We start from the raw sequence: 26,695 nt of genomic DNA, 5'->3' as shown, positions 1-26,695 counted from the left end.
GGCGGGGTGGAGCCGGGCGGCCGGGCCCGGGCGGCGGCTACTTCAGGATCATCCGGTTGGCCTGCTCGAAGACGTCCAGGTCGGCGAGGGTCTCGGTGACGGAGGCCGACAGCGGGGTGGGGAACCGGTCGCGGTGGAAGAAGCCCGCGTCGGTGGTCTCGTCGGTGGCCCGGACCAGCTCGCCGTCCCAGTCCTCGACCCGGAAGGCGACGGTGAAGACCTGGTAGGTGTGGCCGTACATGTTGGTGGTGATCCGGTCGGGGCCGGTGTAGAGGGCGAACGCGCCCACCCGCAGGGCGCGCAGCCCGGTCTCCTCGCGCACCTCGCGTACCGCGCAGTCGGCGATCGACTCGCCCAGCTCCATCGCCCCGGCCGGCATGGCCCACTGGCCGTTGTCGGAGCGCCGGATCAGCAGCACCCGGCCGGCGCTGTCGCGGACCACCGCGCGGGCGCCGACGAACATCAGGGTGCGGTCACCGGCGAGGGCGCGAAGCTGCCCCACGTACGAGTCGGCCCAGGAGATGCTCACCCGGACAACCTAACGGGGGTTCCCAACGGATGACCGCCGACACTAGCTTGTTACCCATGCGTAGCACGATGATGGACGCGCCGCTCCAGGTCGCCCGGATCCTCGAACACGGCGCCACGGTGCACGGCACCGCCGAGGTGGTCACCTGGACCGGCGGCGAGCCGCGTCGCATGTCGTACGCCGAGGTGGGGCGGTCGGCGGCCCGGCTGGCCCACGCGCTGCGCGACGAGTGCGGGGTGACCGGCGACGAGCGGGTCGCCACGTTCATGTGGAACAACAACGAGCACCTGGTGGCCTACTTCGCGGTGCCCAGCATGGGCGCGGTGCTGCACACGCTCAACCTGCGACTCTTCCCCGACCAGGTCGCCTACATCGCCAACCACGCGCAGGACCGGGTGGTGCTGGTCGACTCGACGCTGATCCCGCTGCTGGCCCGGGTCATCGGCGACCTGGCCACGGTGCGGCACGTGGTGGTCGTCGGCGGGGGCGACCCCGCACCCGCTGGTGGCGGCGGCCGGCGACCGGATCGCCGTACACCACTGGGACGCCCTGCTGGCTGGCAAGCCGGAGGTCTTCGACTGGCCGGAGGTCGACGAGCGCGACGCGGCCGCCCTCTGCTACACCTCCGGGACCACCGGCAACCCCAAGGGGGTCGCCTACTCGCACCGGTCGATCTACCTGCACTCGTTGCAGATCTGCATGCCGGAGGGGTTCGGCCTCGGGCCGACCGACCGGGAGCTGGCCATCGTGCCGATGTTCCACGCCATGTCCTGGGGGCTGCCGTACGCGGCGTTCCTCTCCGGCGCGTCGCTGATCATGCCGGACCGGTTCCTCCAGGCCGCCCCCATCGCCGCGATGATCGCCGCCGAGCGGCCCACCCTGGCCGGCGCGGTGCCGACCATCTGGAACGACCTGCTGGCCTACCTCGACGCGCACGACGTGGACACCTCCTCGCTGAAGGAGGTCATCGTCGGCGGCTCGGCCTGCCCGCCCGCTCTCATGCACGCGTTCGACGAGCGGCACCACATCGACGTGATCCACGCCTGGGGGATGACCGAGATGTCCCCGCTGGGCTCGGTGGCCCGGCCGCCGGCGGGGGCGACCGGCGAGGACGCCTGGCGCTACCGGTACACGCAGGGCCGCGTCCCGGCCGGTGTCGCCGCGCGGATCGTGGGCCCGCTGGGCGAGCCGCTGCCCGCCGACGGGGCCTCCGTCGGGGAGCTGGAGGTCCGGGGGCCGTGGGTGACCGCCCGGTACGTCGGCGACGACGCCCCGGACGAGGAGAAGTTCCGCGACGGCTGGCTGCGCACCGGCGACGTCGGGACGCTGTCGCCCGACGGTTACCTCACCCTCACCGACCGGGCGAAGGACGTGATCAAGTCCGGCGGCGAGTGGATCTCCTCGGTCGAGCTGGAGAACGCCCTGATGGCCCACCCGGCGGTGCTGGAGGCCTGCGTGGTGGGCGTGCCGGACGAGCGCTGGGACGAGCGGCCCCTGGCCACGGTGGTGGTCCGCGAGGGCGCCGAGGTGACCGCCGAGGAGCTGCGCGACTTCCTGGCCGGTTCGGTGGCGCGCTGGCAGCTGCCGGAGCGGTGGGCGTTCGTCGACGCCGTGCCGAAGACCAGCGTCGGCAAGTTCGACAAGAAGGTCGTCCGGTCCCGGTACGCCGAAGGGGTCCTGAGTGTCCGGGAGCTGACAACGCCGTAACAATTTCAGGCGCATCGTCGCCTGAATGGGCAGGGATGTACTCCTAGACCTCCCTCCCCCCAAGGGCGGCCCCGGCGTTCGCACCGCGCCGGGGCCGCCCGCCCAGGGGCGGTTCATCCGCCCCTTCATTCTTGCGAAACTTGTTCGGCTCTGTCCTGGCGACGGGGAAACAGCCGGTGAACGCGCCCGTTCGGTGCCGGTCCGGTCGGCGCCCGCGTCCTACCCGGCGCTCGCCTCCTCGGCGGTCGTGACCAGCACCTTGCCGACCACCGAGTTCTCCACCGCCTCGTGCGCCGCGGCCGTGGCCGCCAGCGGGTGGTGGTGCAGCGGCAGCCCCGCCTCCTCGCCCACCCGCACGCCGCCCTGCGCGGCAGCCGCCGACACGTCGGCGACGGCCTGTGCCTTGGCCACCGCCGGGGCGGTGTAGACCAGCACGAACTGCCAGCGGGCGTTCGGGGCCATCAGCGGCCGGATCGGCAGCGTCATCTCGCCCCCGCCGTCGTCGGCGTAGACGCAGACCGCCCCGCCGGCCCGCAGCAGCTGCACGTCGGCCGCCGCGTTGCGCGCCGCCGACACCTCGACGATCGTGTGTACGCCGTCCGGGGCGATCTTGCGGACCTCCTCGACGACGTCCTGCTCCCGGTAGTTCACGACGAACGACGCGCCGGCCGCCGCCGCGAGGTTGGCCTTCTCCGGGCTGCTGACCGTGGCGACGACGGTGGCGTCGGCCCAGCGGGCGAGCTGGATCGCCGCGTTGCCGACCGCCCCCGCCCCGCCCTGCACCAGCACGGTGTGGTCGGCCAGCGCCCCGGCGTGCAGCTTGCCCGGCATCATCTCCCCGGCGGTCAGGCAGCGGTGCGCGGTGAGGAACGGGATGCCCAGGGCCGCCCCCACGTCGAAGGAGGCGTCGCCGAGGGGCACCGCCTGCCGGACCGGCACCACCGTGTACTCGGCGGCGGTGCCCCACGGGCGCTGCCAGGCGGCCTCCCAGAGCCACACCCGCTCGCCGATCAGGTTCCGGTCGACCCCCGCCCCGACCGCCTCGACCACCCCGGCGCCGTCCTGGCCGGGCGTCTGCCAGCCCGCCGGCGGCGGCGACGCCCGGCGGGCCTTCCAGTCGGTCGGGTTCACCCCGGAGACGGCCACCCGGACGAGCACCTCGCCGGGCCCCGGTTCCGGCACCGGCCGGTCCACCAGGCGCAGCACCGAGGTGTCGCCGTTGCTCTCGTACACGATCGCCCGCATCGCCGTCGCTCCTCACCCTCGCCTGCGGCGGGCCCGTCGCGGACCCGTCCCCGGTCCGCTACCCGGGTGATCTCGCTTCATTCCGATCCCACCCGCCACCGGAACCGTATAACCAGGTACACGGAGGTAGGGGAGTGCTGATGCGGGACAAACCGGTGGTGGGCGCGCTGCCGCCCCCGACAGGCCGGACCGGACCGGGCGCGGGCCGGGCGAGGCCGGACGCGGGCCGCGCCGACCCGCCGCGCGACGAACCCCCGCCGGCCCCCGACGACCCGGCCGGGCGGCGGCTGCCGTGGACGAGCCGGAGCCGGGCGATCTGAGCCCTGCCCGAGCTGGCCGCGCGGTCGGCTTCAGCACCAGCCGCGCCGGGCCGGACTATGCGGCCGGCTTCAGCACCACCTTCGAGTAGCCCGCCTCCCGCTGGTCGAAGCGCTGGTACGCCTCCGGCGCGTCGGCCAGCGGCAGCTCCTTGCTCACCACGAAGCTCGGCTTCGCCCGCCCCGCCATGATCATGTTCCGCAGGTACTCGTTGTACGACTTCACGTTGGCCTGCCCCGTCCCCATCCGCAGGCCCTTCTCGAAGAACTTGCCGACCTTGAACACCAACTCGCCCCGGCCCGCCCGCTCGTCCGGCGCACCCGGGTCGTGCGCCAGATACAGCCCGACCACCCCGAGCGACCCCGTCGGCCGCACGACGTCCACCAGGCTGTTCAGCACCGCCGCCGGGTGCTCCTCGCCGCCGGCCCCGGACGCCTGGTAGCCCACCGCGTCCACGCCCCGGTCGGTGCCGACCCCGTCGGTCTGCTCCCGGATCTGCTCGACCGGGTCGCCGGCGGTGAAGTCGACCGGGATCGCGCCGATCGACTCGGCCAGCCGCAGCCGGTCCGGGACCTTGTCCACCAGGAACACCTCGGCCGCGCCCATCAGCAGCGCCGAGTACGCGGCCATCAGCCCCACCGGCCCGCCGCCCATCACGGTGATGTTCTCGCCGGGGCGCAGCCCGGTCATCGCCACCCCGTGGTATCCGGTCGGGAAGATGTCGGCCAGCATCGCGAAGTCGTTCTCGTGCTCCGTGCCGGGCGGCAGCCGCAGGCAGTTGAAGTCGGCGAACGGCACGCGCAGGTACTCGGCCTGCCCGCCCCGGTACGGCCCCATCGCGACGTAGCCGTACGCGCCCCCGGCGAAGCCCGGGTTCACCGTGAGGCAGAACCCCGTCTTCCCCTCCCGGCAGTTGCGGCAGAACCCGCACGCCACGTTGAACGGCATCGAGACCCGGTCGCCCTTGCGGATGTGCACGACCCCGGGCCCGACCTCCTCGACCACGCCCATGTTCTCGTGGCCGAACACGATGCCCGGCTCGGCCAGCGTGCGGCCCTCGTACATGTGCAGGTCCGAACCGCAGATCGCGGTCGTGGTGATCCTGACGATCACGTCGTTCGGCGCCTCGATCCGCGGATCGGGGACCTCGTTGACCGCCACCTCGTGCGGCCCCTGGTACACCACAGCTCTCATGCCACCGACGGTAGGCGGGCAAGCCGGGTGAAGGCCGCGATTCAGGCAGACCGGCCGCCCGGCCCGCATGGCCGGGCTGCCCGCGCGGTCAGCCGAGGTCGGCGACGACCTCCGGGGTCAGGTCACCCACCGCCGGCAGCACCACGGCCGCCAGCGCCTCGGCGTCCGGATCCAACGGGTACGCCCCGTGCGGCACCGCCACCACCCGCATCCCCGCCGCGGCGGCCGAACGCACCCCGTTCGAGGAATCCTCCACCGCCACGCAACGCGCCGGATCGACACCGAGCCGACGGGCCACCTCCAGGTAGACGTCCGGGGCCGGCTTGCCCCGCTCGGTCTCCTCCGTCGACAGCGTCGCGCCGAACGCCTCCGTGAGCCCCGTCGCCGCCAGCGCCGCCGCGATCAGCCGCGTCGGCGAGGAACTGGCCAGCCCCAACGGCCACCGCGCCGCCAGCCGGCGTACCACCTCGTCGGCCCCGTCGATCACCGGTACTCGCTCGGCGTACCGCCGGGCCATCTCGTCGACCACCTCGACGGCGACCTGCTCGGCCGTCCGGTCGACGCCCAGCTCGCCGCTGAGGTAGCGGGCCCACTCGCCCGTGCTCATCCCCATCAGCCGTCGCTGGGTGTCGGGCTGCCAGGTGCCGCCGTGCGTCGCCACGTACGCCCGGCGCACCTCCTCCCAGACCGGCTCGGAGTCCACGATCACGCCGTCCAGGTCGAAGACCACCGCATCCGCCACGGGCACCATCCTGCCCGAGCCCTCGCCCGCCCGCTCTCCGGGGCGGCCCGCTACCGGCCTCGTCGGCGGCCGGTGGCCCGGCACCGGTCGCTCGTGGGCGGGCCCGGCGGCGTGTGCCGCCGCCCGGGATGTCAGGCCGGCAGCGGCGGCAGGCGGATCGGGTTCTCCGGCGGGATCACCGTGTGCCCGGCCCGGGCCAGCGGCTCCAGCAGCTCCCGCAGCCGGTCGGTGCGCTCCGCGCCGAGTGCCTGCCACGGATGCAGGGCGGCCACGTCGGTGGCGTCCTCCACCGCCCGGAACTCCGCCCGGCCGTGCTCGGTCGGCTTCCCGTCCCCGGTCAGCCAGCCCCGCTCGGCGAGCCGCGCGGCCGCCGCCTCCCACTCCTGCGGCGACCAGCCCCGGCCCAGCAGGTTCAGCTCCGGCATGCCCTCGGCGACCCGCCAGGCGAGCGTCTCCACCGGGTCCAGGCCGGCGGCGACCAGCGCCGCGATGTGCCCGTCGCCCCGGTGCTCCCGCAGCGTCGTCGCGGCCTGCCACAGCCGGGCCAGCGGGTATTCGGCGGCCGGCAGGGCCGCGTTGGCCGCACCCAGCACCCGGCCCTCCGGCCGCGCCGCCCCGGCCGCCTCCTCCAGCAGCTCGGCGGCCTCCGCGAGGTGCCGCTCCGGCAGCTCGTACGCCAGCTCCGCCAGCGCCTGCACGGCACCGGTGAGCCGGGCCCGCAGCGCCTCGGCCGGCGTCACCAACTGCCACACCGCCGGCACGGCCCGCGCCACCACGGGCGGGGCGAAGCTGAAGAACGCGGCCACCACCGGGGCGGCCTCCACGGCGCCCAGCGGGGCGGCCCGGCCGGCGAAGTAGCCCCGCCAGAAGCCGCGCAGCCCGACCGCCTCGAACGCCGCCCGCGCCCGGGGATGGAAGTAGGTCACCGTGTGCACCGGCTCGAAGTGGGTCCACATCAACCGGGCGATCCCCGGATCGTCCAGCGCCGCCACGTGCACCTCCGCGTCGATGGGGTCACCGTGCGGCGGGCGGGACCGCCCACGGTGACCCCGAACCTACTGGTCGTAGGCGACGGGAAGAAAGACTGTTGTGAACTACCGCACCAGGTGCGGGCTACTGCGCGGCGAGCACGTCGACGACGAACCGCAGCGGTCCGGCCGGCCGGCCGCCCGAGGAGTCGTTGCCGTACGCCAGGTCGGCGGGGATGTCGAGCTGCACCCGGCTGCCCACCTTGACCCCGACGAGGCCCTGGTCCCAGCCCTTGATGACCTGGCCGACGCCGATCGGGAAGGTGGCCGGCTGGCCGCTGTTCCAGGACGCGTCGAACTCCTTGCCGTCGGCGTAGAACACGCCCACGTAGTTGGTGGTGATCTGCTGCCCGGCCTTCACCGCCGCGCCCTTGCCCTCGATCAGCGTCTTGACGGTGAGCTTCTTCAGCTCGCCCTTGCCCGCCTCGACCTTCGGCTTGGTGGCCAGCGCCGGGTCCGACCCCTCGGGCAGCTGCGGGGCGGGCGGCGCGGTGGGCGGCTGCTCCTCGGCCGGCGCGGTCGCCGACGGGGCGGAGGCGACCTCCTCCGGCGCGTCGTCCTTACCCTGGTTGACCACCACGAACACGGTGATCAGCACGCCGACGACGGCGACACCGGCGAGCGCGCCGACGATCGACTGGAGGCGGCGCTTCTTCTCGGCGGCCTTCTTCGCCGCCAGCTGGGCGGCCAGTCGCCGCTCCGCCTTGCCCGGGCCCTGGCCCGCCGACCGGTTCTGCACACGCTCGCTCACGTCGACTCCCTGATCAAGAGGTGGGGGGCCCGGCGGCCGCTGCCGAGGCCAGCGCACACGGTACCCGCCCTGCTGCCCACGGTGCTGCCTCGGCCGCCACCCCCACCGGTCCGAGCGGCTGCGGTTGCCGGCGCGCGGGGGTCGACGGGGGTAACTTGTCGACCATGGCGATCCTCACCGAAGAAGACCTGGCCCTGCTGGCCGAACCGCAGCTCGCCCACGTGGCCACCATCGAGCCCGACGGCAGCCCGCACGTCACGCCGGTCTGGGTGGACACGGACGGCGAGCACATCGTGTTCAACACCGCCAAGGGGCGGCAGAAGTACAACAACATCCAGCGGACCCCGATCGTGGCCGTCTCGGTGGTGGACAAGGCCAACGACTTCCGCACCCTGTGGGTCAAGGGCACCGCCGAGTTCGTCGAGGAGGGGGCCGACGCGCACATCGACAAGATGGCGCAGAAATACCTCGGCCAGGAGACCTACCCGTTCGGGCAGCCCGGCGAGGTGCGGGTGATCGTCCGGATCACCCCCACCCAGAAGCTCGGCCGCGGCTGACCCCCACCTGCAAGGAAGGGCCCCCTATTAACACCTGTGGTGAGAAGGGGACCCCTCTCTACCGGATGCGTTAACAAGGGGCCCCTTCTTACCCCCCGATGTACGCCGCGAGGTGCTCACCCGTGAGCGTGGAGCGGGCGGCGGCCAGGTCGGCCGGCGTGCCCTCGAAGACGATCCGACCCCCGTCGTGACCGGCTCCGGGGCCCAGGTCGACGATCCAGTCGGCGTGCGCCACGACCGCCAGGTGGTGCTCGACGACGAGCACCGACTTGCCGGCGTCGACGAGCCGGTCGAGCAGCCCCAGCAGCTGCCCGACGTCGGCGAGGTGCAGGCCGGCGGTCGGCTCGTCGAGGACGTACACGCCGCCCTCGGTGCCCAGGTGGGTGGCCAGCCTGAGCCGCTGCCGCTCGCCACCGGACAGCGTGCTGAGCGGCTGGCCCAGGGTGAGATACCCCAGCCCCACGTCGGCGAGGCGGTCGAGGACCGCCCGCGCGGCCGGCGTACGGGCCTCGCCGGCGGCGAAGAACTCCCGCGCCTCGGTCACCGGCATCGCCAGCACCTCGGCGATGTCCCGGCCGCCGAGGCGGTATTCCAGCACCGACGCCTCGAACCGCCGCCCCTCGCACTCCTCGCACACCGTGGCGACCCCGGCCATCATCGCCAGGTCCACGTAGACCACGCCCGCGCCGTTGCAGCCGGGACAGGCACCCTCCGAGTTGGCGCTGAACAGGGCCGGCTTCACGCCGTTGGCCTTCGCGAACGCCTTGCGGACCGGGTCGAGCAGCCCCGTGTACGTCGCCGGGTTGCTCCGCCGCGAACCCCGGATCGGGCCCTGGTCGACCGACACCACCCCCGCGCCGGCCGGGATCGACCCGTGCACCAGCGAACTCTTGCCCGAGCCGGCCACGCCGGTGACGACGACGAGCACGCCGAGCGGGATGTCGACGTCGACGCCGCGCAGGTTGTGGGTCGACGCGCCCCGGATCGGCAGCCGGCCCGTGGGCGTGCGTACCGTCTCCTTGAGGGCGACCCGGTCGGCGAGGTGACGGCCGGTCACGGTGCCGCTGGCCCGCAGCCCCTCGACGGTGCCCTCGAAGCAGACGGACCCGCCGGCCGCGCCCGCGCCGGGCCCGAGGTCGACGACGTGGTCGGCGATCGCGATGGTGTCCGGCTTGTGCTCCACCACGAGCACCGTGTTCCCCTTGTCCCGCAGCCGTAGCAGCAGGTCGTTCATCCGCCGGACGTCGTGCGGGTGCAGGCCCGTCGTGGGTTCGTCGAAGACGTACGTGACGTCGGTGAGCGGGGAACCGAGGTGCCGCAGCATCTTCACCCGCTGCGCCTCGCCGCCCGACAGCGTGCCCGACGGCCGGTCCAGCGACAGGTAGCCCAGCCCGATCTCCACGAACGAGGCGAGGGTCTGGTGCAGCTTGTCCAGCAGCGGCGCGACCGACGGCTCGTCGAGACCGCCGACCCATTCGGCGAGGTCGCTGATCTGCATCGCGCAGGCGTCGGCGATGTTGACGCCGCCGATCCGGGCGGAGCGGGCGGCCTCGCCGAGCCGGGTGCCGCCGCACTCCGGGCACGCGGTGAAGGTGACCGCCCGGTCCACGAACGCCCGGATGTGCGGCTGCATCGCCTCGCGGTCCTTCGCGAGGAACGACTTCTGGACCTTGGGGATCAGCCCCTCGTACGTGAGGTTGACGCCCTCCACCTTCACCCGGGTCGGCTCCCGGTGCAGGAAGTCGTGCCGCTCCTGCGTCGTGAACTCGCGGATCGGCTTGTGCGGGTCGAGGAAGCCCGACTCGGCGTAGACCCGCACCGTCCAGAAGCTGTCGGCCTTCCAGCCGGGGATGGTGATCGCGCCCTCCGCGATCGACTTCGAGTCGTCGAAGAGCTGGGCGAGGTCGAGGTCGGAGACCGTGCCCCGGCCCTCGCAGCGTGGGCACATGCCGCCGGTGCGGGTGAAGGTCTGCCGTACGGTCCGGCCGCCGCCGCGCTCCACCGTGATCGCGCCGCTCGCCCGCACCGACGGCACGTTGAAGGAGAACGCGGCCGGCGGCCCGACGTGCGGCCGCCCCAGCCGGCTGAACAGGATGCGCAGCATCGCGTTGGCGTCGGTGACGGTGCCGACCGTCGAGCGCACGTCGCCGCCCAGCCGCTGCTGGTCGACGACGATGGCCGTGGTCAACCCGTCGAGCACGTCGACCTCGGGCCGGGCCAGCGTCGGCAGGAAGCCCTGCACGAAGGCGCTGTACGTCTCGTTGATCAGCCGCTGCGACTCCGCCGCGACGGTGCCGAACACCAGCGAGCTCTTGCCGGAGCCGGACACGCCCGTGAACACGGTGAGCTGCCGCTTCGGCAGGTCGACGCTGACGTCCTTGAGGTTGTTCTCGCGCGCGCCCCGCACCCGGATCAGGCCGTGGCCCCCGGCGCCGCGCCGGGCGGTCGACTCCGACGCCGTCTCCGCCGCCATGCTCAGCGCAGTTCCTGGATCCGGACGAGGTTGCCGGCGGGGTCGCGGAAGGCGCAGTCGCGCACCCCGTACGGCTGCTCGGTCGGCTCCTGGACGACCTCGGCGTCGCTGGCCTGGATCTTCTCGAAGGTGCCGTCCAGGTCGGGCGTGGCCAGCAGGATCCAGCCGTACGTTCCCTTCGCCATCATCTCGGCGATGGTGCGCCGCTCGTCGTCGGTGATGCCGGGGTCGACGGCCGGCGGGGCCAGGAGGATGCTGGTGCCGGGCTGGCCGGCGGGGCCGACGGTGATCCAGCGCATGGTGCCCGTGCCGACGTCGTTGCGGACTTCGAAGCCGAGCACGTCGCGGTAGAAGGCGAGGGACTCCTCCGGGTCGGTGTGCGGCAGGAAGCTCGTGTGAATGGTGATGTCCATGCCGATCACGCTAGTTGCGGCCGACTGACCTGTGCTTCTTGATTCCTGATCGGTCCGGCCGCCGGTTCGTGCCGCCGGTTCGTGCCGCCGATTCGTGCCGCCGATCCGGCCGTCGGTTCGTGTCGCCGGTCCGGCCTGCCCGGCGGCCGCCTAGGCGGGCACCGGGGTCAGGACGACGATCGCGGTGTCCCGGCCCCGGTGGGCGGCGAGGCCGTCCAGGTCGCCGTAGCCCCGGTAGTCGTGCAGCGCCGACCACAGCCGGTCGCGCTCGGCTCCGGTGGCCCGGTGGGCGGTCACCTCGCGGGACTCGCCGCCGAGGTCGACGGTCGCCCGGGGGTGGGCCTGGAGGTTGAGCCACCAGGCGGGGTCGGCCGCGTCCCAGCCGTTCATGGCGAGGGTGACGAACCGGTCGCCGTCGCGGATGTAGCCGACGATGACGGCACGTGGCCGGCCCGAGCGGCGGCCGGTCGTGTGCAGCCGCAGCATGCCGAACCGGCCGCCCGGCGTCGGGGCGCTCAGGCCCACCCGGTCGGCGGTGACGCGGAGGAGAGCCTTGTGGCCCAGCCAGGCGCTGCGGACGAACCACCTCGGCGGGGGCTTGGGGGAGGTGCCCATGGCGGCCTCGTTTCTACGGTGTAGGTCTACACCGTAGAGTAAGTCCTACGCCGTAGGGCGGCAAGTAGGATCCGAAGGTGCCCCGACACGCCGACGACCGCTCCGCGACCCGCGCCCCCGCCCGCCTCAGCCGGGAGGCGATCGTCGCCGCCGCGATCGGCCTCGCCGACCGGGACGGCCTCGCCGGGCTGAGCATGCGGCGGCTCGCCCAGCACCTCGGCGTGGACGCGATGTCGATCTACTACCACCTGCGCGACAAGGACACCCTGCTCGCCGCGATGGTCGACGCCGTCGCCGCCGAGATCGAGGTCGACGGCGAGATCGAGGCCGCCGCGCTCGGCGGCGGTGGGACCGAGGCCGCCGCAGTCGGCGGCGGCGGTGGGACCGGGGCCGGCGGCGAGGCGGCGGCCGGCAGCGGCCCGGCAGGCGCAGGCACCCCCGGGCCGTGGACCGACCAACTGCGGGCGCTGATCATGCGGGCCCGCCGGACGATGCTGCGCCACCCCTGGGCGGCCCGCGTGCTGGAGGCCCGCGACACGCCCACCCCGGCCGTGCTGCGGCACATCGAGCGGGTGCTCGCCGTGCTGCGGGGCGGCGGCTGCTCGGTGAGCCTGAGCCACCACGCCCTGCACCTGCTGGGCAGCCGGATCCTCGGCTTCAGCCAGGACCTGTTCGACGACTCGCCGAACACCCCCGCGACCGAGGCGGAGACCGCCGCGCAGGCAGCCGCCTGGGCCGAGAGCATGCCGCACATCGCGGAACTCGCCGTCGCGGTCTCGCACAGCGGCGCCCTCGGCGGCTGCGACGACGAGGACGAGTTCGCCTTCGCCCTCGACCTGCTGATCGAGGGGCTCGACCGCCGGCGGCTCGCCGAACAGGGCTGACCTCCCCTTGCGGGGCCCCGTCCGAGGTGCGCGCGATCAGTGGCCGGTTGCGGTGGAACCGCACCGGCGTGTCGTGTAGTGGAGGCAGCCACTCATCCCGGCCTGGTCACTCCGGGACGCCTCGATTCCCGGTGACACCGGCCCCGGCTAGGCGGTCTTGCGGGGCGCCGCCTTCTTCGGGGCGGCCTTTCGCGCCGGCGCCTTCTTCTCGGCCTTCGCCCCCGCCGCCTTCGTCGTGGCCTTCCCCGGGGCCGCCTTCTTCGTACCCCCGGTGGACCCGCCGCCGGTCCCGCCGGCCGCCTTCTTCGCCGCCGGCTTCTTCTCGGCAGCCTTCCGCGCCGGGGCCTTCGCCTCCTTCGCGGCCTTCGTGGCCTTCTGCGCCGACCGGGCCGACGTGATCGGGGTCGGCTCGCCGCTCCGCTCCGGCTGCTCCCCGCGCGCCGCCCGGGCCCGCTCCACCGACGCCTTCAGCGCCGCCATCAGGTCCACCGCCGCCGCCGGGGCCTCCTCGACCTCCTCCGGCTGGACGACCTCCCGGCCCTCCACCTTCGCGTCGATGACCTCCTGCAACGCCGCCCGGTAGTCGTCGGTGAAGACCTCCGGCTCGAACTCGCCCGCCATCGAGTCGATCAACGAGCTGGCCATCGCCAGCTCCGGCGGCCGGACCTTCAGGTCCTCGCCCAGGAAACCGAAATCGGGGGTACGCACCTCGTCCGGCCACAGCATCGTGTTGAGCAGCAGCACCCCCTCGCGCACCCGCAGGGTCGCCAACTGCTCCCGCTGGCGCAGCGCCACCTTGACGATGGCCACCCGCTCCGAGTCGACCAGTGCGTCGCGCAGCAGCACGTACGGCTTCGTCGCCGCGCCCTCCGGCTCCAGGAAGTACGCCTTGTTGTAGAGGATCGGGTCGACCTGCTCCGCCGGGACGAACTCCAACACGTCGATCGCCCGCGACGTGGTCAGCGGCAGGTCCGCGAAATCCTCGTCGGTCAGGATCACCATCTCGCCGCCGCCGATGTCGTACCCCTTGGCGATGTCGTCGTAGGTGACCTCCTCACCGCACACCGAACAGGTGCGCTTGTACCGGATGCGCCCCCCGTCCTCCCGGTGCACCTGGTGGAAGCGGATGTCCTTCTCCTCGGTGGCCGAATAGAGCTTCACCGCGATCGAGACCAGCCCGAACGAGACAGCCCCCTTCCAGATCGCCCGCATCCCCCGCTCCTCTCCCCGGTTAACGTTCAGGATCGCAAAGGATCGAAGCGGGCGCGATGACTTCTGTTGCCCTACTACAGTCAGGAAATGCCCGGCGCGCCGCTGAAGCCGATGCTCGCGACGACCGGCCCGCTGCCCGCCGGCGCCGAGTGGGCGTACGAGTTCAAGTGGGACGGCGTACGCGCGCTCGCCGACATCGTCGGCGGCCGGCAACACCTGTACGCCCGCTCCGGCGTGCAGATCACCGCCGCCTACCCGGAGCTGATCACCCTCGCCGAGCAGATCGACGACGCCCTGCTCGACGGGGAGGTGGTGCTGCTCAACCAGGCCGGTCAGCCCTCCTTCACCGCGCTCGCCGAACGGATGCACGTGCGCGATCCGGCGAAGGCGGCCCGGCTCGCGGCGAGCGTACCCGTGACGTACCTGATCTTCGATCTGTTGCGGCTGCGCGGCGCGGACCTCACCGGCCGGCCCTGGCGCGAACGCCGCGACCTGCTGGAGGGCCTCGGACTCGGCGGCGCCCGGTGGGCCGTGCCCCCCGTCTTCGCCGACGGGCCCGCCACCTACGAGGCGGCCGGCGAACACGGCCTCGAAGGGGTGATGGCCAAGCGCACCGGCTCGGCCTACCGGCCCGGCGTCCGCTCGCCCGACTGGGTCAAGGTCAAGCTGGAGGTCACCGGCGACTTCGTCGTCGGCGGCTGGCGGCCCGGGGCCCGCAAGATCGGCGGCCTGCTCGTCGGCGTGCCCCGCCCCGACGGCCGGCTCACCTACCGGGGCCGCGTCGGCGGCGGCATCGGCGCGGCCCTCGAACGCGAACTGCTGCGCGAGCTGGAACCCCTGCGCGCCGGCAGCTCCCCGTTCGCCGCCGACGTGCCCAGCGAGGATGCCCGGGGCGCCATCTGGGTAGATCCTGAGGTCGTGGTGGAGGTGAAGTACGGCCAGCGCACCCCCGACGGCCGGCTGCGCTTCCCCCGGGTGCTGCGGCTGCGCCCCGACAAGCCGCCCGAGGAGGTGGACGATGCCGGCTGACCGGCTCAAGGTCGACGTGCAGGGCCGCTCGCTGGAGCTGTCCAACCTGGACAAGGTGCTCTACCCGGCGGCGGGCTTCACCAAGGGCGAGGTGATCGACTACTACACCCGCATCGCCCCCGTGCTCCTGCCGCACCTCGCCGACCGGGCCCTCACCCGCATCCGCTACCCCAACGGGGTCGAGGACAAGAGCTTCTTCGAGAAGAACGCCCCCGCAGCCACCCCCGCCTGGGTACGCACCGAGAACCTCCCCGCCCCCGGCTCCACCAAGGGCCGCGAGACCATCGACTACGTCGTCGCCGACGACCTGCCCACCCTCGTCTGGCTGGCCAACCTCGCCGCCCTGGAACTGCACACCCCGCAGTGGAAGATCGGCGGCCACCCCGACCTGCTGGTCGTCGACCTCGACCCCGGCCCCCCGGCCGGGCTGCGCGAGTGCAGCCAGGTGGCGCTGCTGCTGCGCGACCGGCTGGCCCTCGACGGGCTCGACTCCTATCCGAAGACGTCGGGCAAGAAGGGCATGCAGCTCTGCTGCCCGATCGCCGGCACCCAGGATGCCGACGTCGTCTCCGACTACGCCCACCGGGTCGCCCGCGAGCTGGAGGAGGCCCACCCGAAGCTGGTCGTGTCGAAGATGGCGAAGAACCTGCGCGGCGGGAAGGTCTTCATCGACTGGAGCCAGAACAACGCGGCGAAGACGACGGTAGCGCCGTACTCGCTGCGCGCCCAGCCCGTGCCGGCCGTGTCGACGCCGCTGACCTGGGACGAGGTGGCGGCCGGCGCGGCCGGAAAGCGCCCGGCTGCTCGCCCCTACACCGCCGCCGAGGTGCTCAAGCGGGTGGACAAGCACGGCGACCTGCTCGCCCCGCTGCTCGACGGCGGCCCCGAGGTGTAAGGAGGGGCCCCCTGTTAACGCATTCTGTTGTACAAGGGGCCCTTCCTAACCAACCAGACCCGGCAGCGCTAGCCGACTGCGGCGACGGTGGCGCCGCTCGCCAGGACGTGCCGCCCGAGGGGACGCAACGTGTGCAGCACGGACCCGCCCGTCCGACGGGTATCGATCAGCCCGGCGGCCCGCAGGACGCTCGCGTGCTGGCTGGCGGTGGCCGCCGACACGCCGACCCGCCGGGCCAGTTCGCTGGTGCTGCATCCCGCGCCCACCGCCGCCAACACCGCCGCCCGGGTGCCACCGAGCAGCGCGGCGAGCGACGCGCCCTCGGCCGCGTCCACCGACGGTGGCGGCCAGGCGGTGTCGAGCCCGGCCGCCTGGGCGGTGTCGAGGCCGGTCGCCCAGCCGGTGTCGGGGCGGTCGGGCGCGGCGGTGCCCAGGTCGGTCGTCCGGGCGGCGTCGGACCGGCCGCGCCCGGCGCGATCGGCCGGCCCGACGGCGTACGCCTGCTCCGGCGGGGCCGGCACCAGGGCGGGACGGTGCGCGACCGGGTACACCAGCACGGGTGGCAGCTCGGGATCGCGGAGCAGGGTCGGCCTCCGCCAGCAGAAGAAGGACGGGACGAGCCGTAGCCCACGGCCGCCGAGGCGGACGTCCCGGCTGAAGCTCGTGCCGTGCAGTTCCAGCACCGGTGCGCGCCACCGCAGGTCGGGGTGGAGCGACCCGACCAGCCCTTCGAAGCCGTGCCCGGTGAGCGTCTGCAACCGGGTGGCCCGGTCGGCGGTGACAGCGGCCCGGATCACCGGCCAGTACGGGGCCACCGCCGCCCGGTGGTAGTCGCGTACCGCGTCGGCGACCAGGCGCAGGCTCGCCGGCTCGGCGCGCGCGAGTGACCGGGTCAGTGGGGTGGGACGGCGCTGCTCGGCGAGCCGCCGCAGGTCACCGGCGAGCCGGCGGGGCCTGGTGGTGAGCAGCGCCTCGATTCCGGCCGCCAGGCCGTACGTGCCGGCGGGCGGGGTGAGGAAGTCCGGTGAGTAGCCGCGGGGCGGGGCCAGCTCGGCGAGCAGCCGTGCCGCCGAGGGCAGCTGACGGCGGGTGTGCCGCCACCACTGTCGGATGCCGGGCGCCTCCGGCCGGCCCTGCAGCAGATGAATGCTGAGCAGCACCTCCCACATCGGGTCGGGTGCCTCGGCGATCCGCACCCGGGCGAGGTCGTCAGGGGTGAACAGAATCCTGATCATTACGACTTTCCCCCGTTCGTGTGACCAGAAATACCAGCCTTGTCGCCCGGGAGATCGTCGGCAACCCCATTCAACCTAATCGACGTACGATGTCGCAGATCCATCTCGCGGCGTGATTGTCGGTGGCGGATTTCGGGCTGAGTCGAAGGGCGTTGCCGCTGCTGGAGGCGTGGGCGACTCTGTTCACAGAGGTGGATTGCAGGGGCGCCTCGACGGAATTGCTGCCTTTGGTCAGCCTTATTCGGCCACGAATGTCAATGGTCGATCCGATCCCTCCGCGTGCCGATGACGGCCTTCTCCTGCCGTACCCGAAAGGAAACCGCATGTTCGAGTCGACCATCAGCCGGACCCGGGCCGCGCTGCTCGCCCTCGCCGCCACGGCGGCGCTGCTCGCGGCCGGCAGCGTGCTCGCCGCGCCCGCGAGCGCCGCCGCCCAGGCCGCCGCCCCCGCCGACGGGCGGCCGGTCTGCGTGACCGTCCTGGCGCCCCTCAAGGCGGGGCAGGAGTTCTCCGAGGTCCTCTCCCGCCGGTGCGGGGCGTCGGAGCAGGCCGCCCTCGCGGCGACCAGGGAGGCCGGCGTCACCGCATCCGTGCAGATATTCACGCTGATCGAGCACGCCAACTACGGCGGGGCCTACGACCACGTCTACGGCGGCGCCTGGTGCGACGCGGCCGGCTACGGCATCAACCCCGGCTGGTACGAGTGGCGGCTGTCGTCGTTCCTGCCCGACGGCGGCTGCTACTACACCACGCTGACCAACCACAGTGGGGCGTCGCGGCGGTTCAACGGCGACACCCCGAGCCTCCCCTCCGGCTTCAACGACAACGCCGCGAAGATCCGCACCACCGCCTGACCGGTGCCCGAGGGGCCCGCACGCACCAGGGGAGTGTGCGGGCCCCGCGCCCTCCATCCGGTCAGGGACTATCGGTGGCGGTGGCTACGGTGCGGAATGCGGCAGGGTGGGCTGCGCGGTGCGAAGAAGCGTAGGCGAAACTGGCGGCGGAGAGCAGGCCGGCGGACCAGGCGGCGAGGACGTGCCGCTGATCCCGTCCCGCCCGCCGCGACCACCCGACCACCACCAGCGCCACGACGCCTGCGGTGAGCGCCGTGCGTACCCCCGATCCCCGCCCAGCCGGGCACCAGGCCGGCGGTGGCGTGGCTGGCGTACACCGGGATGACGCGGCGGCCAGCAGGACGATCGCCGGTTAGCCGCCGCCGATGCGTCGGGCGACCGCCCGGACCAGCAGGGCGGCCCCGCCGTACAGCGGGGCGAGGAAGATCAGCACCAGCGGATAGTCGGTGACGACGAACCCGCCCCAGGAGCACTCGGCGGCCCACGGCGCGAGCGCGAACAGGGCCAGCACCGGCGCGAGCCGACGCCACCGGCCCGGCGTCGATGGCGCGCTTCCCTCGGCAGGTGAGGCGATCCGTGGCTCCCCGTGACCGGTCATCCGTCCACTGTCCGGACCCGACGGTCACCGGGAAGCGGCCGTAGGTCTATGCCGGGCACACCAGGGTCTACGCCCCCGGTGGCTCGCGCCGCCCGTAGGCCCGCTGGTTGCGCCGGGTCGCGCATGGCGCGAGGTGGTCGCTGGGCAGGCCGCACCGCGCGCCGCCGGCCAGTCGCCGGTCACAGAACACCCGATGATGTACGCGCTGCTCGTCCTCGGTCGACACGGTCACCTCCCCGACGTCGACGCACCGGCTGAGCTGGGCCAGGACGCGCGCCGCCGTGCGGGCGAGGATCCGGGCGCGGAGCAGGTCCGGCACGAGGATCGGCACGTGCACGACCCACCGGCTGTTGGGGCCCTTCATCGGCTTGGGGTCGGGGTCTTCGACATTCCAGTGCCCTTCCGTTGGTTGGGGGTGGACCTGCCGGCGCAGCCTCACTCGACGTGCGGCGGCAGGGCACAACTGGGGCCGGGGCGGCCGGGCCGGGGGAATGGCCCAGCCGCCCCGGAACGGGGGGAGTGGTGCTGACGTGACGGGCCACCACCACGGCAAGCGCCAACCGACCGCAGGCACCGCGTCACTGAATGCAACCGTACGGAGCTTTTGAAGCAATGTCAAGAGTAGTCGCAGTGTCCTCACCTATGTCAGCACTGCCAAATGGCTTAGGTGTTTTGCCTGTCTCAGGAGGTGGATCGATACTGGCAGAGCCAACCGACTGCAAGGGGTGCTCGTGCCTATCCCGCCCACCATGAACGAACTGCTCGAGGACCTTGTCAGGCGCATCGACGAGGGGGAGTGGCCTCGTGGTGCCCAGTTGCCGCCCGGTCATGTGCTGGCCGACGAGTACGACGTGTCGCTGTCGACCATCAACAGGGCTTGGGCGACGCTGCGGAAGCGGGGCGTCCTGGTGGGCCGCCCCGGCCGAGGTGTCTTCGTCGCCGAGCGCTAGCAGCAACTAGGCGCAAGCACGGTGGTGCGCGGGGAAGCGCGGCCAGGCCGGATGCGTAACGACGAGTGCCGCAGGGTCACCCCCGCATGTGCGGGGAGCAGCCCAGCCACGTCGCGGACACGTCGAAGATCAGCGGATCACCCCCGCATGTAGCGGGGAGCAGCACATCGGCTGTCCGGCGTCGCTGTCGATGACGGGATCACCCCCGCATGCGCGGGGAGCAGGTCGAGGCGGAGAACACCAACACCACGCACCACGGATCACCCCCGCATGCGCGGGGAGCAGGAGTGGCGACCCGGTCCGGACGCCCCGCAGTGGGGATCACCCCCGCATGCGCGGGGAGCAGACACCCGCGTCGTCGTAGGCTCGCAGCGCCCAGGGATCACCCCCGCATGCGCGGGGAGCAGGCCCCGGAGTTGGATGGTGGGGCGAGCGCCCGGGGATCACCCCCGCAAGCGCGGGGAGCAGGATAGGTCGGACGCGGCCGGCAGGACGTACGGGGGATCACCCCCGCATGCGCGGGGAGCAGTCCGGCTCCGGGTCGGTGTCGGCGTCGGTCACCGGATCACCCCCGCATGCGCGGGGAGCAGGTCGCGACCCGGCGGGCCGACGGGTTCATCCCGGGATCACCCCCGCATGCGCGGGGAGCAGGGGAAGTCGGCGGGGTCCGTGGTCCAGGGCCCGGGATCACCCCCGCATGCGCGGGGAGCAGATTCGGTGGGGGTGGGCCGCCGGGGAACGGCCGGGATTACCCCCGCATGCGCGGGGAGCAGACGACGGCGCGGCGACGAGGGACGGGCTTGACGGGATCACCCCCGCATGCGCGGGGAGCAGCCCGCCGCCGGCAGCGCTGTTCCGGCGGGGCAGGGATCACCCCCGCATGCGCGGGGAGCAGGTCACGAGCACCGACACCACGACCTGCACGGCCGGATCACCCCCGCATGCGCGGGGAGCAGCACGGTGCCGGCTCCCGCTTGGGTCAGGGTCGGGGATCACCCCCGCATGCGCGGGGAGCAGGTGGACCGCTTCCTGGCCAGCAAGTCGAGCCTGGGATCACCCCCGCATGCGCGGGGAGCAGAGCCGGAGTACCTCCCGCTGCTCGGGCGTCGCCGGATCACCCCCGCATGCGCGGGGAGCAGGGTCGGTTGGGGGTCAGGGGTGACCTGACCCCCGGATCACCCCCGCATGCGCGGGGAGCAGCGTGTGGCCGATGGTGGCCACCGCAGCGCCGGGAAACGGCCGCGGATCACCCCCGCATGCGCGGGGAGCAGAAGACGATCACCGGCAACACGATCACCGGTGCGGGATCACCCCCGCATGCGCGGGGAGCAGCTGTACGGCCTGGTCGTAGTTGAGTTGGGCGCGGGATCACCCCCGCATGCGCGGGGAGCAGTGCCGTGATGCAGCGTCCTACCGACGTGACGCGGGATCACCCCCGCATGCGCGGGGAGCAGCCCGGCCACGACCGCGTTGCGGTCGGCGAGCAGGGATCACCCCCGCATGCGCGGGGAGCAGGGCGACTGGTTCGTCACCATGTCCGGCTCGACGGGATCACCCCCGCATGCGCGGGGAGCAGATGGCCGGTGATGTCGGGTCGATCGCTGACCGGGGATCACCCCCGCATGCGCGGGGAGCAGGCTTTCTGACCTGCGATGCTAAAGATCAACTTCCTGGTTTTCGTTCACTTGCCTCTCAAGGCCATCGCTGTTGGAATCGAGCGCGCCGGTTGGGTTGGTGTGAGTCGCAGCCGGATCAGCGTACCGATGGAATCTCCGCGAGGGCGTCCGACGGGGAGGGGTTCCGGCGACCGGATTAATCTTGCTCGATCTCCAGCCAGGCCGCGTCCGGGCGTATATGAGCGTCGTTCTCGATGCTGAAAGCGGCCGCGTGGTCGGTCTGCGAGTCGTCCCTGGGAGTTGGTCGTCAGGTGTCGTACCCCTCTGTTCTCATCTCCTCCGTGCCCGATCGACCTGGTCTCAGCGAGAGTGCCCGTCTTGTCTGGGGCAAGACGAACCGCGACCGGGGCTTCTGGCTTCCGCTGCATCGTCACCTCGCCGACAGCGCCGATGTCGTCGGCCTGCTGTGGGACATGTGGCTACCGGAAAGCGTTCGGCGGCCCATCGCTGCGCCGTTGCCCGGTGGGGCCGACGACGGCCGCCGGCTGGTCCGCTGGCTCGCCGGCATCCACGACATCGGCAAGGCCACCCCGGCGTTCGCCTGGCAGGTGAAGCACCTGCGGGAAGACATGCGAAGACACGGCTTCGACTTCGATGATCGGGTGGAGAAGGACCGCCTTTGCGCCCCACACGGGCCGGCCGGGCATCTCGCCCTGATCGACTGGCTGACCGGTGCGAAGGGCTGGACCCGGGACCAGGCCGAGGCGTACGCGGTGGTCGTCGGCGGCCACCACGGGGTGCCGCCGACCGACGGCGACCTCAAGGCAATCCGCGACCGGCCCTACCTGCTCGGAGTCGACGGGCTGTGGCCGCAGGTGCGCGAGGAGCTGCTCGATTGGATGAGCCAGCACGCCGAGGTGACCACCAGGCTGCCGGTCTGGCGGGAGGCCGCCCTGCCGCAACCGGTGCAGGTGTTGCTGACGGCCATTGTGATCGTCGCCGACTGGATCGCCAGCAACGACGATCTCTTCCCGTACGGCTTCCAGCGGGAGAATGCGCCGGACCGCCTTGCCCAGGCGTGGGATGAACTCGACCTGCCGACCCCCTGGCAGGCAGTCGACGTGAGTGGCCTGGATATCTCGACCTTGTTCTCCCGGCGCTTCGAGTTGCCGGCTGGGACGCGGCCCTACCCGGTCCAGGCGGCAGTGGTGGAACAGGCGCACACCATGCCGCTGCCGGGTCTGCTGATCGTCGAGGCGCCCATGGGTGAGGGCAAGACCGAGGCCGCGCTCGCGGCCGTGGAGATTCTCGCCCGGCGCAGCGGTGCGGGCGGTTGCTTCCTGGCGCTTCCTACCCGCGCGACCGGGGACGCCATGTTCAGCCGGGTGCTGACCTGGCTCAGCCGGCTCCCTGATGCGGATCTGGGCAGGGGTGCCCGGGATGCGGCCCTGGCGCACGGCAAAGCGATGCTCAACGACGAATACTCCCGGCTCTACCGGGGGGTGCTGCCCAGCGCGATCGCCCTGGACGAGGGCGGGACACAGACCGCCGTGCACGGCTGGCTGGCCGGCCGGAAGCGCAAGCTGCTGTCCAGCTTCGTCGTTGGTACCATCGACCAGTTGCTCTTCGCCGCGTTGCAGGCCCGGCATGTGGCCCTGCGACACCTCGGCCTCGCCGGCAAGGTGGTCGTTATCGACGAGGCGCACGCCTACGACGTCTACATGAGCCGGTACCTGGACCGGGCGCTGGAATGGCTGGGGGCCCACGGCGTACCCGTGGTCATCCTGTCGGCGACCCTTCCCGCTGCGCGGCGGGCCGACGTGATGCGGGCCTACGACGACGGTCGGTTGGGCCGTCGGCAGGCGGGCGGCGCTCGCCGCAGGTATCGCGCGGGCGGCACCGCCGCCGACGACTACCAACCTCTGCGCGATGATCGACGGTATCCGCTGCTCAGCGTTTCCGGTGTCGACCGGCAGCCGGTGGCGGTGGGCTGCGCGGCGTCTGGCCGCAGCCTCGACGTAGGGCTGGAAGGCGCGGATGACGACCTGGCTGCCCTCGCCGACCGGCTCTGGGCCGACCTTGCGGACGGTGGCTGCGTCCTAGTCGTCCGCAACACCGTTGCGCGGGTGTTGGACACGGCGGCCGGGTTGCGCGAGCGCCTCGGGCCGCGGATTCCGGTGTCGGTGGCGCACTCCCGCTTCATGGCCGCCGACCGTGCGGCCAAGGACAAGTGGCTGCGGGACACCTTCGGCCCTCCCAGCCACCTCGCCAAGCTCGGACGCACCCGGCCGAGCCGCCACGTCATCGTGGCCAGCCAGGTCGCCGAGCAGTCCCTGGACATCGACTTCGACCTGCTGGTCACCGACCTTGCCCCGGTGGACCTGATCCTGCAACGGCTCGGCCGGCTGCACCGGCACCACCGGGGCGACCGCCCCGCCCGGCTCGCGCATCCTCGGTGCCTGGTGACCGGCGCGGACTGGGCCACCGAGCCGCCCGCCCCGGTGACCGGCTCGGTCCGGGTGTACGACCGTTTCGTCCTGCTCCGGGCGGCGGCTGTGCTCCTGCCTTACCTCGACGGCAAGAGTGGCCTTGCCCTTCCGCAGGACATCGCGTCCCTCGTGCAGGACGCATACGGCGCCGAGCCGGTCGGCCCGCCCTCGTGGCAGGACGCGCTGGCCAAGGCCGAGACGCAGGCGCTGAAGCGGACCTTCGCGGCTGGCGAGCGCGCGGAGACGTTCCGAATCCGGCCGGTCAAGCAGCCGGGGGTCTCCCTGCTGAGCTGGCTCGACGCCAACGTGGGCAACACCGATACCGCCAACGGCGACGAACGGCGCGGCCGGGCACACGTGCGCGACGACGCCGCCGAAACGCTGGAGGTGCTGCTGCTGGTCCGCCGGGGAGACGAACTGCGCACCCCGTCCTGGCTTGCCGAGGGTGGCGATGTGACTGTCCCGACGGACTTCGCGCCGTCGAAGGCGGTAGCCCGCGCGATGCTGCGGTGCGCTCTGCCGCTGCCGAGGGCGCTCACCGCCAACGGTGGCACCGAGCGGATCATCGCCGAACTGGAGGCACGCAACGCCTTCCCGGCCTGGGAGAAGGATCCGCTGATCGGCGGCGAGCTGATCCTCGATCTCGACGAGCGGGGGCAGGCCCGCCTTGCCGATCACGTCCTGACGTACGACCGGCACAGCGGCCTGCGCGTCGAGAAGGCCGACCCGCGTGGCGACTGACCGACGGTTGTCCGCTATCAGACAGGCCGCGCAATGCTGCTGACTCTTGGTTACCAACTTCGGTGGCCCGCGCCTTGTTGAGCTGCGGAAAACCCTGCCTACGCAGGGAGCATCGTGAATATCGGTAGCGACAGTGGATCACCCCGCGTGACGCGGGAAGCGACTACAGTGCAAGCGCCGTCGCATTGGTAGGGACAGGTTCAGGCCCTGATCTCATTGCCGGTCGAAGTGGATGGAGAACCTTCAGATGCCGGATGCCACCACCTCTTCCTTCTCACTGATCGAGCAGCCGTGGATACCGGTGCTCGACCTGTCCGGCCGTCGTCGTTTGGTCACCCTGAACGAGCTGTTCGCCCAAGCGGCGGAGCTGCGGGCCGTCGTCGGTGACCTGCCGACCCAGACGTCCGCGATCCTAAGGCTGCTCCTCGCGATCCTGCATCGGGCGGTCGACGGACCCGAGGACGAGCACGCCTGGCAGGGGCTGTGGCGGCGTTCCGAACTGCCGGCGGACGACATCGCCGGCTACCTCGACGAGTACCGGGACCGCTTCGACCTGCTGCACCCGGTCACGCCGTTCTACCAGGTGGCCGGCCTACGTACGCAGAAGGGAGACGGGTTCGGCCTGGAACGGCTGATCGCCGACGTGCCGAACAACGCGCCCTACCTCACCACCCGGCTCGGGCCCGGCCTCGCCCGGCTGACACCTGCCGAGGCGGCCGTCTGGCTGGTCCACTGCCAGGCGTACGACACGTCGGGCATCAAGTCCGGGGCGGTCGGTGACGACCGGGTCAAGGGCGGGAAGGGCTACCCGATCGGCCCCGCCTCCTGCGGCTCCCTCGGGCTGGTCTACCTCGAAGGCCGGACACTGCGCGAGACACTGCTGCTCAACCTCGTCCCGCTCGACAGCGACTACCTCCGGCAGGACCCGGAACGTGACTCCCCGGTCTGGGAGCGCGAGCCGCACGGCCCGACCGAGGAGGTCGAGCGCGCTCGTGGCCCGCACGGGCTGCTCAACCTCTACACCTGGCAGTCTCGCCGGATCCGCCTCTTCGGCGACCAAGCCGGGATCACCGGTGCCATGATCGCAAACGGGGACCGCATCGCCTGGCCGAACCTGCACCAGCAGGAGCCGATGAGCGGCTGGCGGCGCAGCGCCAACCAGGAGAAGAAGCTCGGGCAGCCCCTCGTCTATCTGCCCGCCCTCCACGACCACACCCGGGCCCTCTGGCGCGGGCTGACCAGCTTGCTGCCCGCCCCGACCGAACGACCGGGGGCCGAAGCCGCGAGCCGACGACCGCCGGCGGTCAGCCAGTGGCTGGCCCGGCTCCGGATCAGGCGGTTGATCGACGACCAGTACCGGGTCACCGCCCGCGCCGTCGGCGTCGTCTACGGCAACCAGATGTCGGTGGTCGACGAGGTCTACCAGGACGCGTTGACCATGCCCGTGCAGGCGTTCGACCCGGCGGGTCCGCTTGCCGTCACCATCGTGGACAGCGCCGCCGACGCCGAGGCCGCTGTCCTCACGCTACGCCGGCTGGCCGCCGACCTGTGCCGCGCCGCCGGAGGGTACGGGGACCGGGCCGAGGACCCGCCCGCTGCCGCCGCAGACCGGGCCGCCGAAATCGGCTACGCCAAGTTGGACGTCCTGTTCCGGCGCTGGCTGGGCGACCTCGGCCCCCACAGCGACCCGGCGCGGGCGCGCATCCAGTGGCAGACGTTGGCCGATCGCTGCGTGCGCCGGCTCGGCCGGGACCTGGTGGAGCAGGCTGGCCCGCAGGCCTGGGCCGGCCGCTACGTCGACCAGGAGAAGAAGAAGCACCTGAGCAGCCCGCTCGCGGACAAGTTCTTCCGCGACGCCCTGCGTCGCGCCCTGCCGATGGCTGCTGTCACCGAGAACCCGCCCGTTTCCCAGGAGGTGCCGGCGTGACCGTCACAGCCCCAGCCGACAACGAAACTCAGAGCCCGGAGCCCAAGCGGTACGCCCGCCCGCGCGGGCCCTTCGGGGGATACGTCGCCACCCGGGTCGTGGTGTTGCAGGAGGGCTACCTTCGCGAGGAGAGCTTCGCCATCGCCGCCCTGGCCAGGCTGCGGGGCGTGGTCGGCCGGGAGCCCGGCGAGGACTTCACGATCCTGGAGCAGACCCGCGTGGCGGAGAAGTACCTCGGGGATCGCCTCGGCGACGACCCGACTCACACCGAGCGGGCCATGCACACCGCGCTGACCCTGTACGCGGTGCATCAGCAGTCGCTCCGCGACACGCCCATGCACCAGGACGGCATCGGACTTGGCGGGGCGGTCAGCCTGCTGTGCAGCGACCCGGACAGCGCCGTCGCCGTGCGACGGCGGTTCGCCGCCCTCGGCACCGCCACCAGCTACGCCGCCGTCACCACCCATTTGCGCAGTCTGATCCGGCTTCTGCGGGACCACCGGATCGCCCTCGACTACGGAGTGCTCGCCGAGGACCTGGCCAGGCTGCAGAAGCCATGGGGGCCCGCCCAGGTCCGCGGCCTGTGGGGCCGTGACTTCTACCGCCAGCCCGAGCCCGGGGACCGGCGGGGCGACGACAGCACCGACTCGAAAGCCGACTCCGCGCCCGCAGGCGCCACCTCCGAGGAGTGAC

23 protein-coding genes, 1 pseudogene and 1 CRISPR repeat array are annotated in these 26,695 nt (G+C 72.6%); of the genes and pseudogenes, 11 read left to right on the top strand and 13 right to left on the bottom strand.

What is annotated here, in order from left to right:
* Positions 1 to 37 precede the first annotated feature (37 nt).
* Positions 38 to 529: an NUDIX domain-containing protein gene (locus tag ACVMYR_RS01795; RefSeq protein WP_077935738.1), complete on the bottom strand. Its 492-nt coding sequence runs from the start codon at positions 527 to 529 to the stop codon at positions 38 to 40.
* Positions 530 to 585: 56 nt separating this feature from the next.
* Here ACVMYR_RS01795 and ACVMYR_RS01790 point away from each other — a divergent pair.
* Positions 586 to 2,236 (top strand): annotated as a pseudogene (locus ACVMYR_RS01790) (fatty acid--CoA ligase).
* Positions 2,237 to 2,455: 219 nt separating this feature from the next.
* Here the strand turns inward: ACVMYR_RS01790 and ACVMYR_RS01785 are convergent.
* Complete coding sequence (locus ACVMYR_RS01785) at positions 2,456 to 3,481, bottom strand: NADPH:quinone reductase (RefSeq protein ID WP_457120953.1); 1,026 nt, start codon at positions 3,479 to 3,481, stop codon at positions 2,456 to 2,458.
* A 140-nt stretch (positions 3,482 to 3,621) separates the two neighbouring features.
* Here ACVMYR_RS01785 and ACVMYR_RS01780 point away from each other — a divergent pair, with 140 nt between their 5' ends.
* The gene (locus ACVMYR_RS01780; RefSeq protein ID WP_457120952.1) at positions 3,622 to 3,801 is read left to right on the top strand and encodes a hypothetical protein; all 180 of its coding nucleotides are present in this window, start codon (positions 3,622 to 3,624) and stop codon (positions 3,799 to 3,801) included.
* Between the two features lie 55 nt (positions 3,802 to 3,856).
* Here ACVMYR_RS01780 and ACVMYR_RS01775 read toward each other — a convergent pair whose 3' ends face one another.
* From ACVMYR_RS01775 to ACVMYR_RS01760, 4 genes are all read right to left on the bottom strand, one after another.
* Positions 3,857 to 4,993 (bottom strand): glutathione-independent formaldehyde dehydrogenase, encoded by a 1,137-nt coding sequence (locus tag ACVMYR_RS01775; protein ID WP_077935742.1) that lies wholly within the window; start codon positions 4,991 to 4,993, stop codon positions 3,857 to 3,859.
* A gap of 88 nt (positions 4,994 to 5,081) precedes the next feature.
* Positions 5,082 to 5,744, bottom strand: a complete 663-nt coding sequence (locus ACVMYR_RS01770) for an HAD family hydrolase (RefSeq protein ID WP_357746641.1) — start codon at positions 5,742 to 5,744, stop codon at positions 5,082 to 5,084.
* 122 nt (positions 5,745 to 5,866) lie between these two features.
* On the bottom strand, positions 5,867 to 6,691 hold the full coding sequence (locus ACVMYR_RS01765) for an SCO6745 family protein (RefSeq protein WP_077935752.1): 825 nt from the start codon (positions 6,689 to 6,691) through the stop codon (positions 5,867 to 5,869).
* Between the two features lie 157 nt (positions 6,692 to 6,848).
* A complete protein-coding gene (locus ACVMYR_RS01760; protein WP_043961523.1) occupies positions 6,849 to 7,514 on the bottom strand; it encodes an FKBP-type peptidyl-prolyl cis-trans isomerase in 666 nt (221 codons plus the stop codon).
* Between the two features lie 164 nt (positions 7,515 to 7,678).
* Here ACVMYR_RS01760 and ACVMYR_RS01755 point away from each other — a divergent pair, with 164 nt between their 5' ends.
* Positions 7,679 to 8,071, top strand: coding sequence for a PPOX class F420-dependent oxidoreductase (locus tag ACVMYR_RS01755; protein WP_043961524.1), 393 nt, complete (start codon positions 7,679 to 7,681; stop codon positions 8,069 to 8,071).
* Between the two features lie 88 nt (positions 8,072 to 8,159).
* On the opposite strand, the gene ACVMYR_RS01750 is transcribed toward ACVMYR_RS01755, so the two are convergent.
* The 3 genes from ACVMYR_RS01750 to ACVMYR_RS01740 all read right to left on the bottom strand — a co-directional run bounded on the left by ACVMYR_RS01750 (position 8,160) and on the right by ACVMYR_RS01740 (position 11,572).
* On the bottom strand, positions 8,160 to 10,544 hold the full coding sequence (locus ACVMYR_RS01750) for an ATP-binding cassette domain-containing protein (protein ID WP_457120951.1): 2,385 nt from the start codon (positions 10,542 to 10,544) through the stop codon (positions 8,160 to 8,162).
* Between the two features lie 2 nt (positions 10,545 to 10,546).
* A complete protein-coding gene (locus ACVMYR_RS01745) occupies positions 10,547 to 10,957 on the bottom strand; it encodes a VOC family protein (protein WP_077935753.1) in 411 nt (136 codons plus the stop codon).
* Positions 10,958 to 11,107: 150 nt separating this feature from the next.
* Positions 11,108 to 11,572: a nitroreductase/quinone reductase family protein gene (locus ACVMYR_RS01740; protein ID WP_229406478.1), complete on the bottom strand. Its 465-nt coding sequence runs from the start codon at positions 11,570 to 11,572 to the stop codon at positions 11,108 to 11,110.
* Between the two features lie 77 nt (positions 11,573 to 11,649).
* Between ACVMYR_RS01740 and ACVMYR_RS01735 the strand changes: the two genes are divergently transcribed.
* Positions 11,650 to 12,456: a TetR/AcrR family transcriptional regulator gene (locus ACVMYR_RS01735; protein WP_457120950.1), complete on the top strand. Its 807-nt coding sequence runs from the start codon at positions 11,650 to 11,652 to the stop codon at positions 12,454 to 12,456.
* A 147-nt stretch (positions 12,457 to 12,603) separates the two neighbouring features.
* On the opposite strand, the gene ku is transcribed toward ACVMYR_RS01735, so the two are convergent.
* Positions 12,604 to 13,668: a non-homologous end joining protein Ku gene (gene ku / locus ACVMYR_RS01730; protein ID WP_396788827.1), complete on the bottom strand. Its 1,065-nt coding sequence runs from the start codon at positions 13,666 to 13,668 to the stop codon at positions 12,604 to 12,606.
* Positions 13,669 to 13,755: 87 nt separating this feature from the next.
* On the opposite strand from ku, the gene ligD (ACVMYR_RS01725) reads away from it, so the two are divergent.
* Both ligD (ACVMYR_RS01725) and ligD (ACVMYR_RS01720) read left to right on the top strand, forming a co-directional pair.
* Positions 13,756 to 14,697, top strand: a complete 942-nt coding sequence (gene ligD, locus ACVMYR_RS01725) for a non-homologous end-joining DNA ligase (protein ID WP_457120949.1) — start codon at positions 13,756 to 13,758, stop codon at positions 14,695 to 14,697.
* Positions 14,687 to 15,592 (top strand): non-homologous end-joining DNA ligase, encoded by a 906-nt coding sequence (gene ligD / locus ACVMYR_RS01720; protein ID WP_431891703.1) that lies wholly within the window; start codon positions 14,687 to 14,689, stop codon positions 15,590 to 15,592. Before ligD (ACVMYR_RS01725) ends, ligD (ACVMYR_RS01720) begins: the two co-directional genes overlap by 11 nt.
* Before the next feature lie 68 nt (positions 15,593 to 15,660).
* Here the strand turns inward: ligD (ACVMYR_RS01720) and ACVMYR_RS01715 are convergent, their stop codons facing one another.
* The gene (locus ACVMYR_RS01715; RefSeq protein ID WP_457120948.1) at positions 15,661 to 16,827 is read right to left on the bottom strand and encodes a helix-turn-helix domain-containing protein; all 1,167 of its coding nucleotides are present in this window, start codon (positions 16,825 to 16,827) and stop codon (positions 15,661 to 15,663) included.
* 323 nt (positions 16,828 to 17,150) lie between these two features.
* Between ACVMYR_RS01715 and ACVMYR_RS01710 the strand changes: the two genes are divergently transcribed.
* The gene (locus tag ACVMYR_RS01710; RefSeq protein WP_457120947.1) at positions 17,151 to 17,681 is read left to right on the top strand and encodes a hypothetical protein; all 531 of its coding nucleotides are present in this window, start codon (positions 17,151 to 17,153) and stop codon (positions 17,679 to 17,681) included.
* Positions 17,682 to 18,033: 352 nt separating this feature from the next.
* Here ACVMYR_RS01710 and ACVMYR_RS01705 read toward each other — a convergent pair whose 3' ends face one another.
* Together ACVMYR_RS01705 and ACVMYR_RS01700 are read right to left on the bottom strand one after the other, a co-directional pair.
* Positions 18,034 to 18,279 (bottom strand): hypothetical protein, encoded by a 246-nt coding sequence (locus tag ACVMYR_RS01705; protein ID WP_457120946.1) that lies wholly within the window; start codon positions 18,277 to 18,279, stop codon positions 18,034 to 18,036.
* A gap of 67 nt (positions 18,280 to 18,346) precedes the next feature.
* Positions 18,347 to 18,643 carry a hypothetical protein gene (locus ACVMYR_RS01700; protein ID WP_396788833.1) on the bottom strand — a complete coding sequence of 99 codons (297 nt, stop codon included), beginning with the start codon at positions 18,641 to 18,643 and terminating at the stop codon, positions 18,347 to 18,349.
* Positions 18,644 to 19,010: 367 nt separating this feature from the next.
* Here ACVMYR_RS01700 and ACVMYR_RS01695 point away from each other — a divergent pair, with 367 nt between their 5' ends.
* The 4 genes from ACVMYR_RS01695 to casB all read left to right on the top strand — a co-directional run bounded on the left by ACVMYR_RS01695 (position 19,011) and on the right by casB (position 26,694).
* Positions 19,011 to 19,229 (top strand): GntR family transcriptional regulator, encoded by a 219-nt coding sequence (locus ACVMYR_RS01695; protein ID WP_077935775.1) that lies wholly within the window; start codon positions 19,011 to 19,013, stop codon positions 19,227 to 19,229.
* 196 nt (positions 19,230 to 19,425) lie between these two features.
* Positions 19,426 to 20,866: direct repeats of the CRISPR family, unit length 28 nt; unit sequence GGATCACCCCCGCATGCGCGGGGAGCAG.
* Between the two features lie 233 nt (positions 20,867 to 21,099).
* The gene (locus ACVMYR_RS01690) at positions 21,100 to 24,075 is read left to right on the top strand and encodes a CRISPR-associated endonuclease Cas3'' (RefSeq protein ID WP_457120945.1); all 2,976 of its coding nucleotides are present in this window, start codon (positions 21,100 to 21,102) and stop codon (positions 24,073 to 24,075) included.
* A gap of 247 nt (positions 24,076 to 24,322) precedes the next feature.
* The gene (gene casA / locus ACVMYR_RS01685) at positions 24,323 to 26,002 is read left to right on the top strand and encodes a type I-E CRISPR-associated protein Cse1/CasA (protein WP_457120944.1); all 1,680 of its coding nucleotides are present in this window, start codon (positions 24,323 to 24,325) and stop codon (positions 26,000 to 26,002) included.
* Positions 25,999 to 26,694, top strand: a complete 696-nt coding sequence (gene casB / locus ACVMYR_RS01680; protein WP_077935759.1) for a type I-E CRISPR-associated protein Cse2/CasB — start codon at positions 25,999 to 26,001, stop codon at positions 26,692 to 26,694. The genes casA and casB overlap by 4 nt, the downstream gene beginning before the upstream one ends.
* Position 26,695: the final 1 nt, after the last annotated feature.

This window comes from Micromonospora sp. PTRAS2, from assembly GCF_054052245.1.
This window is presented reverse-complemented; position numbering and strand designations above follow the sequence as displayed.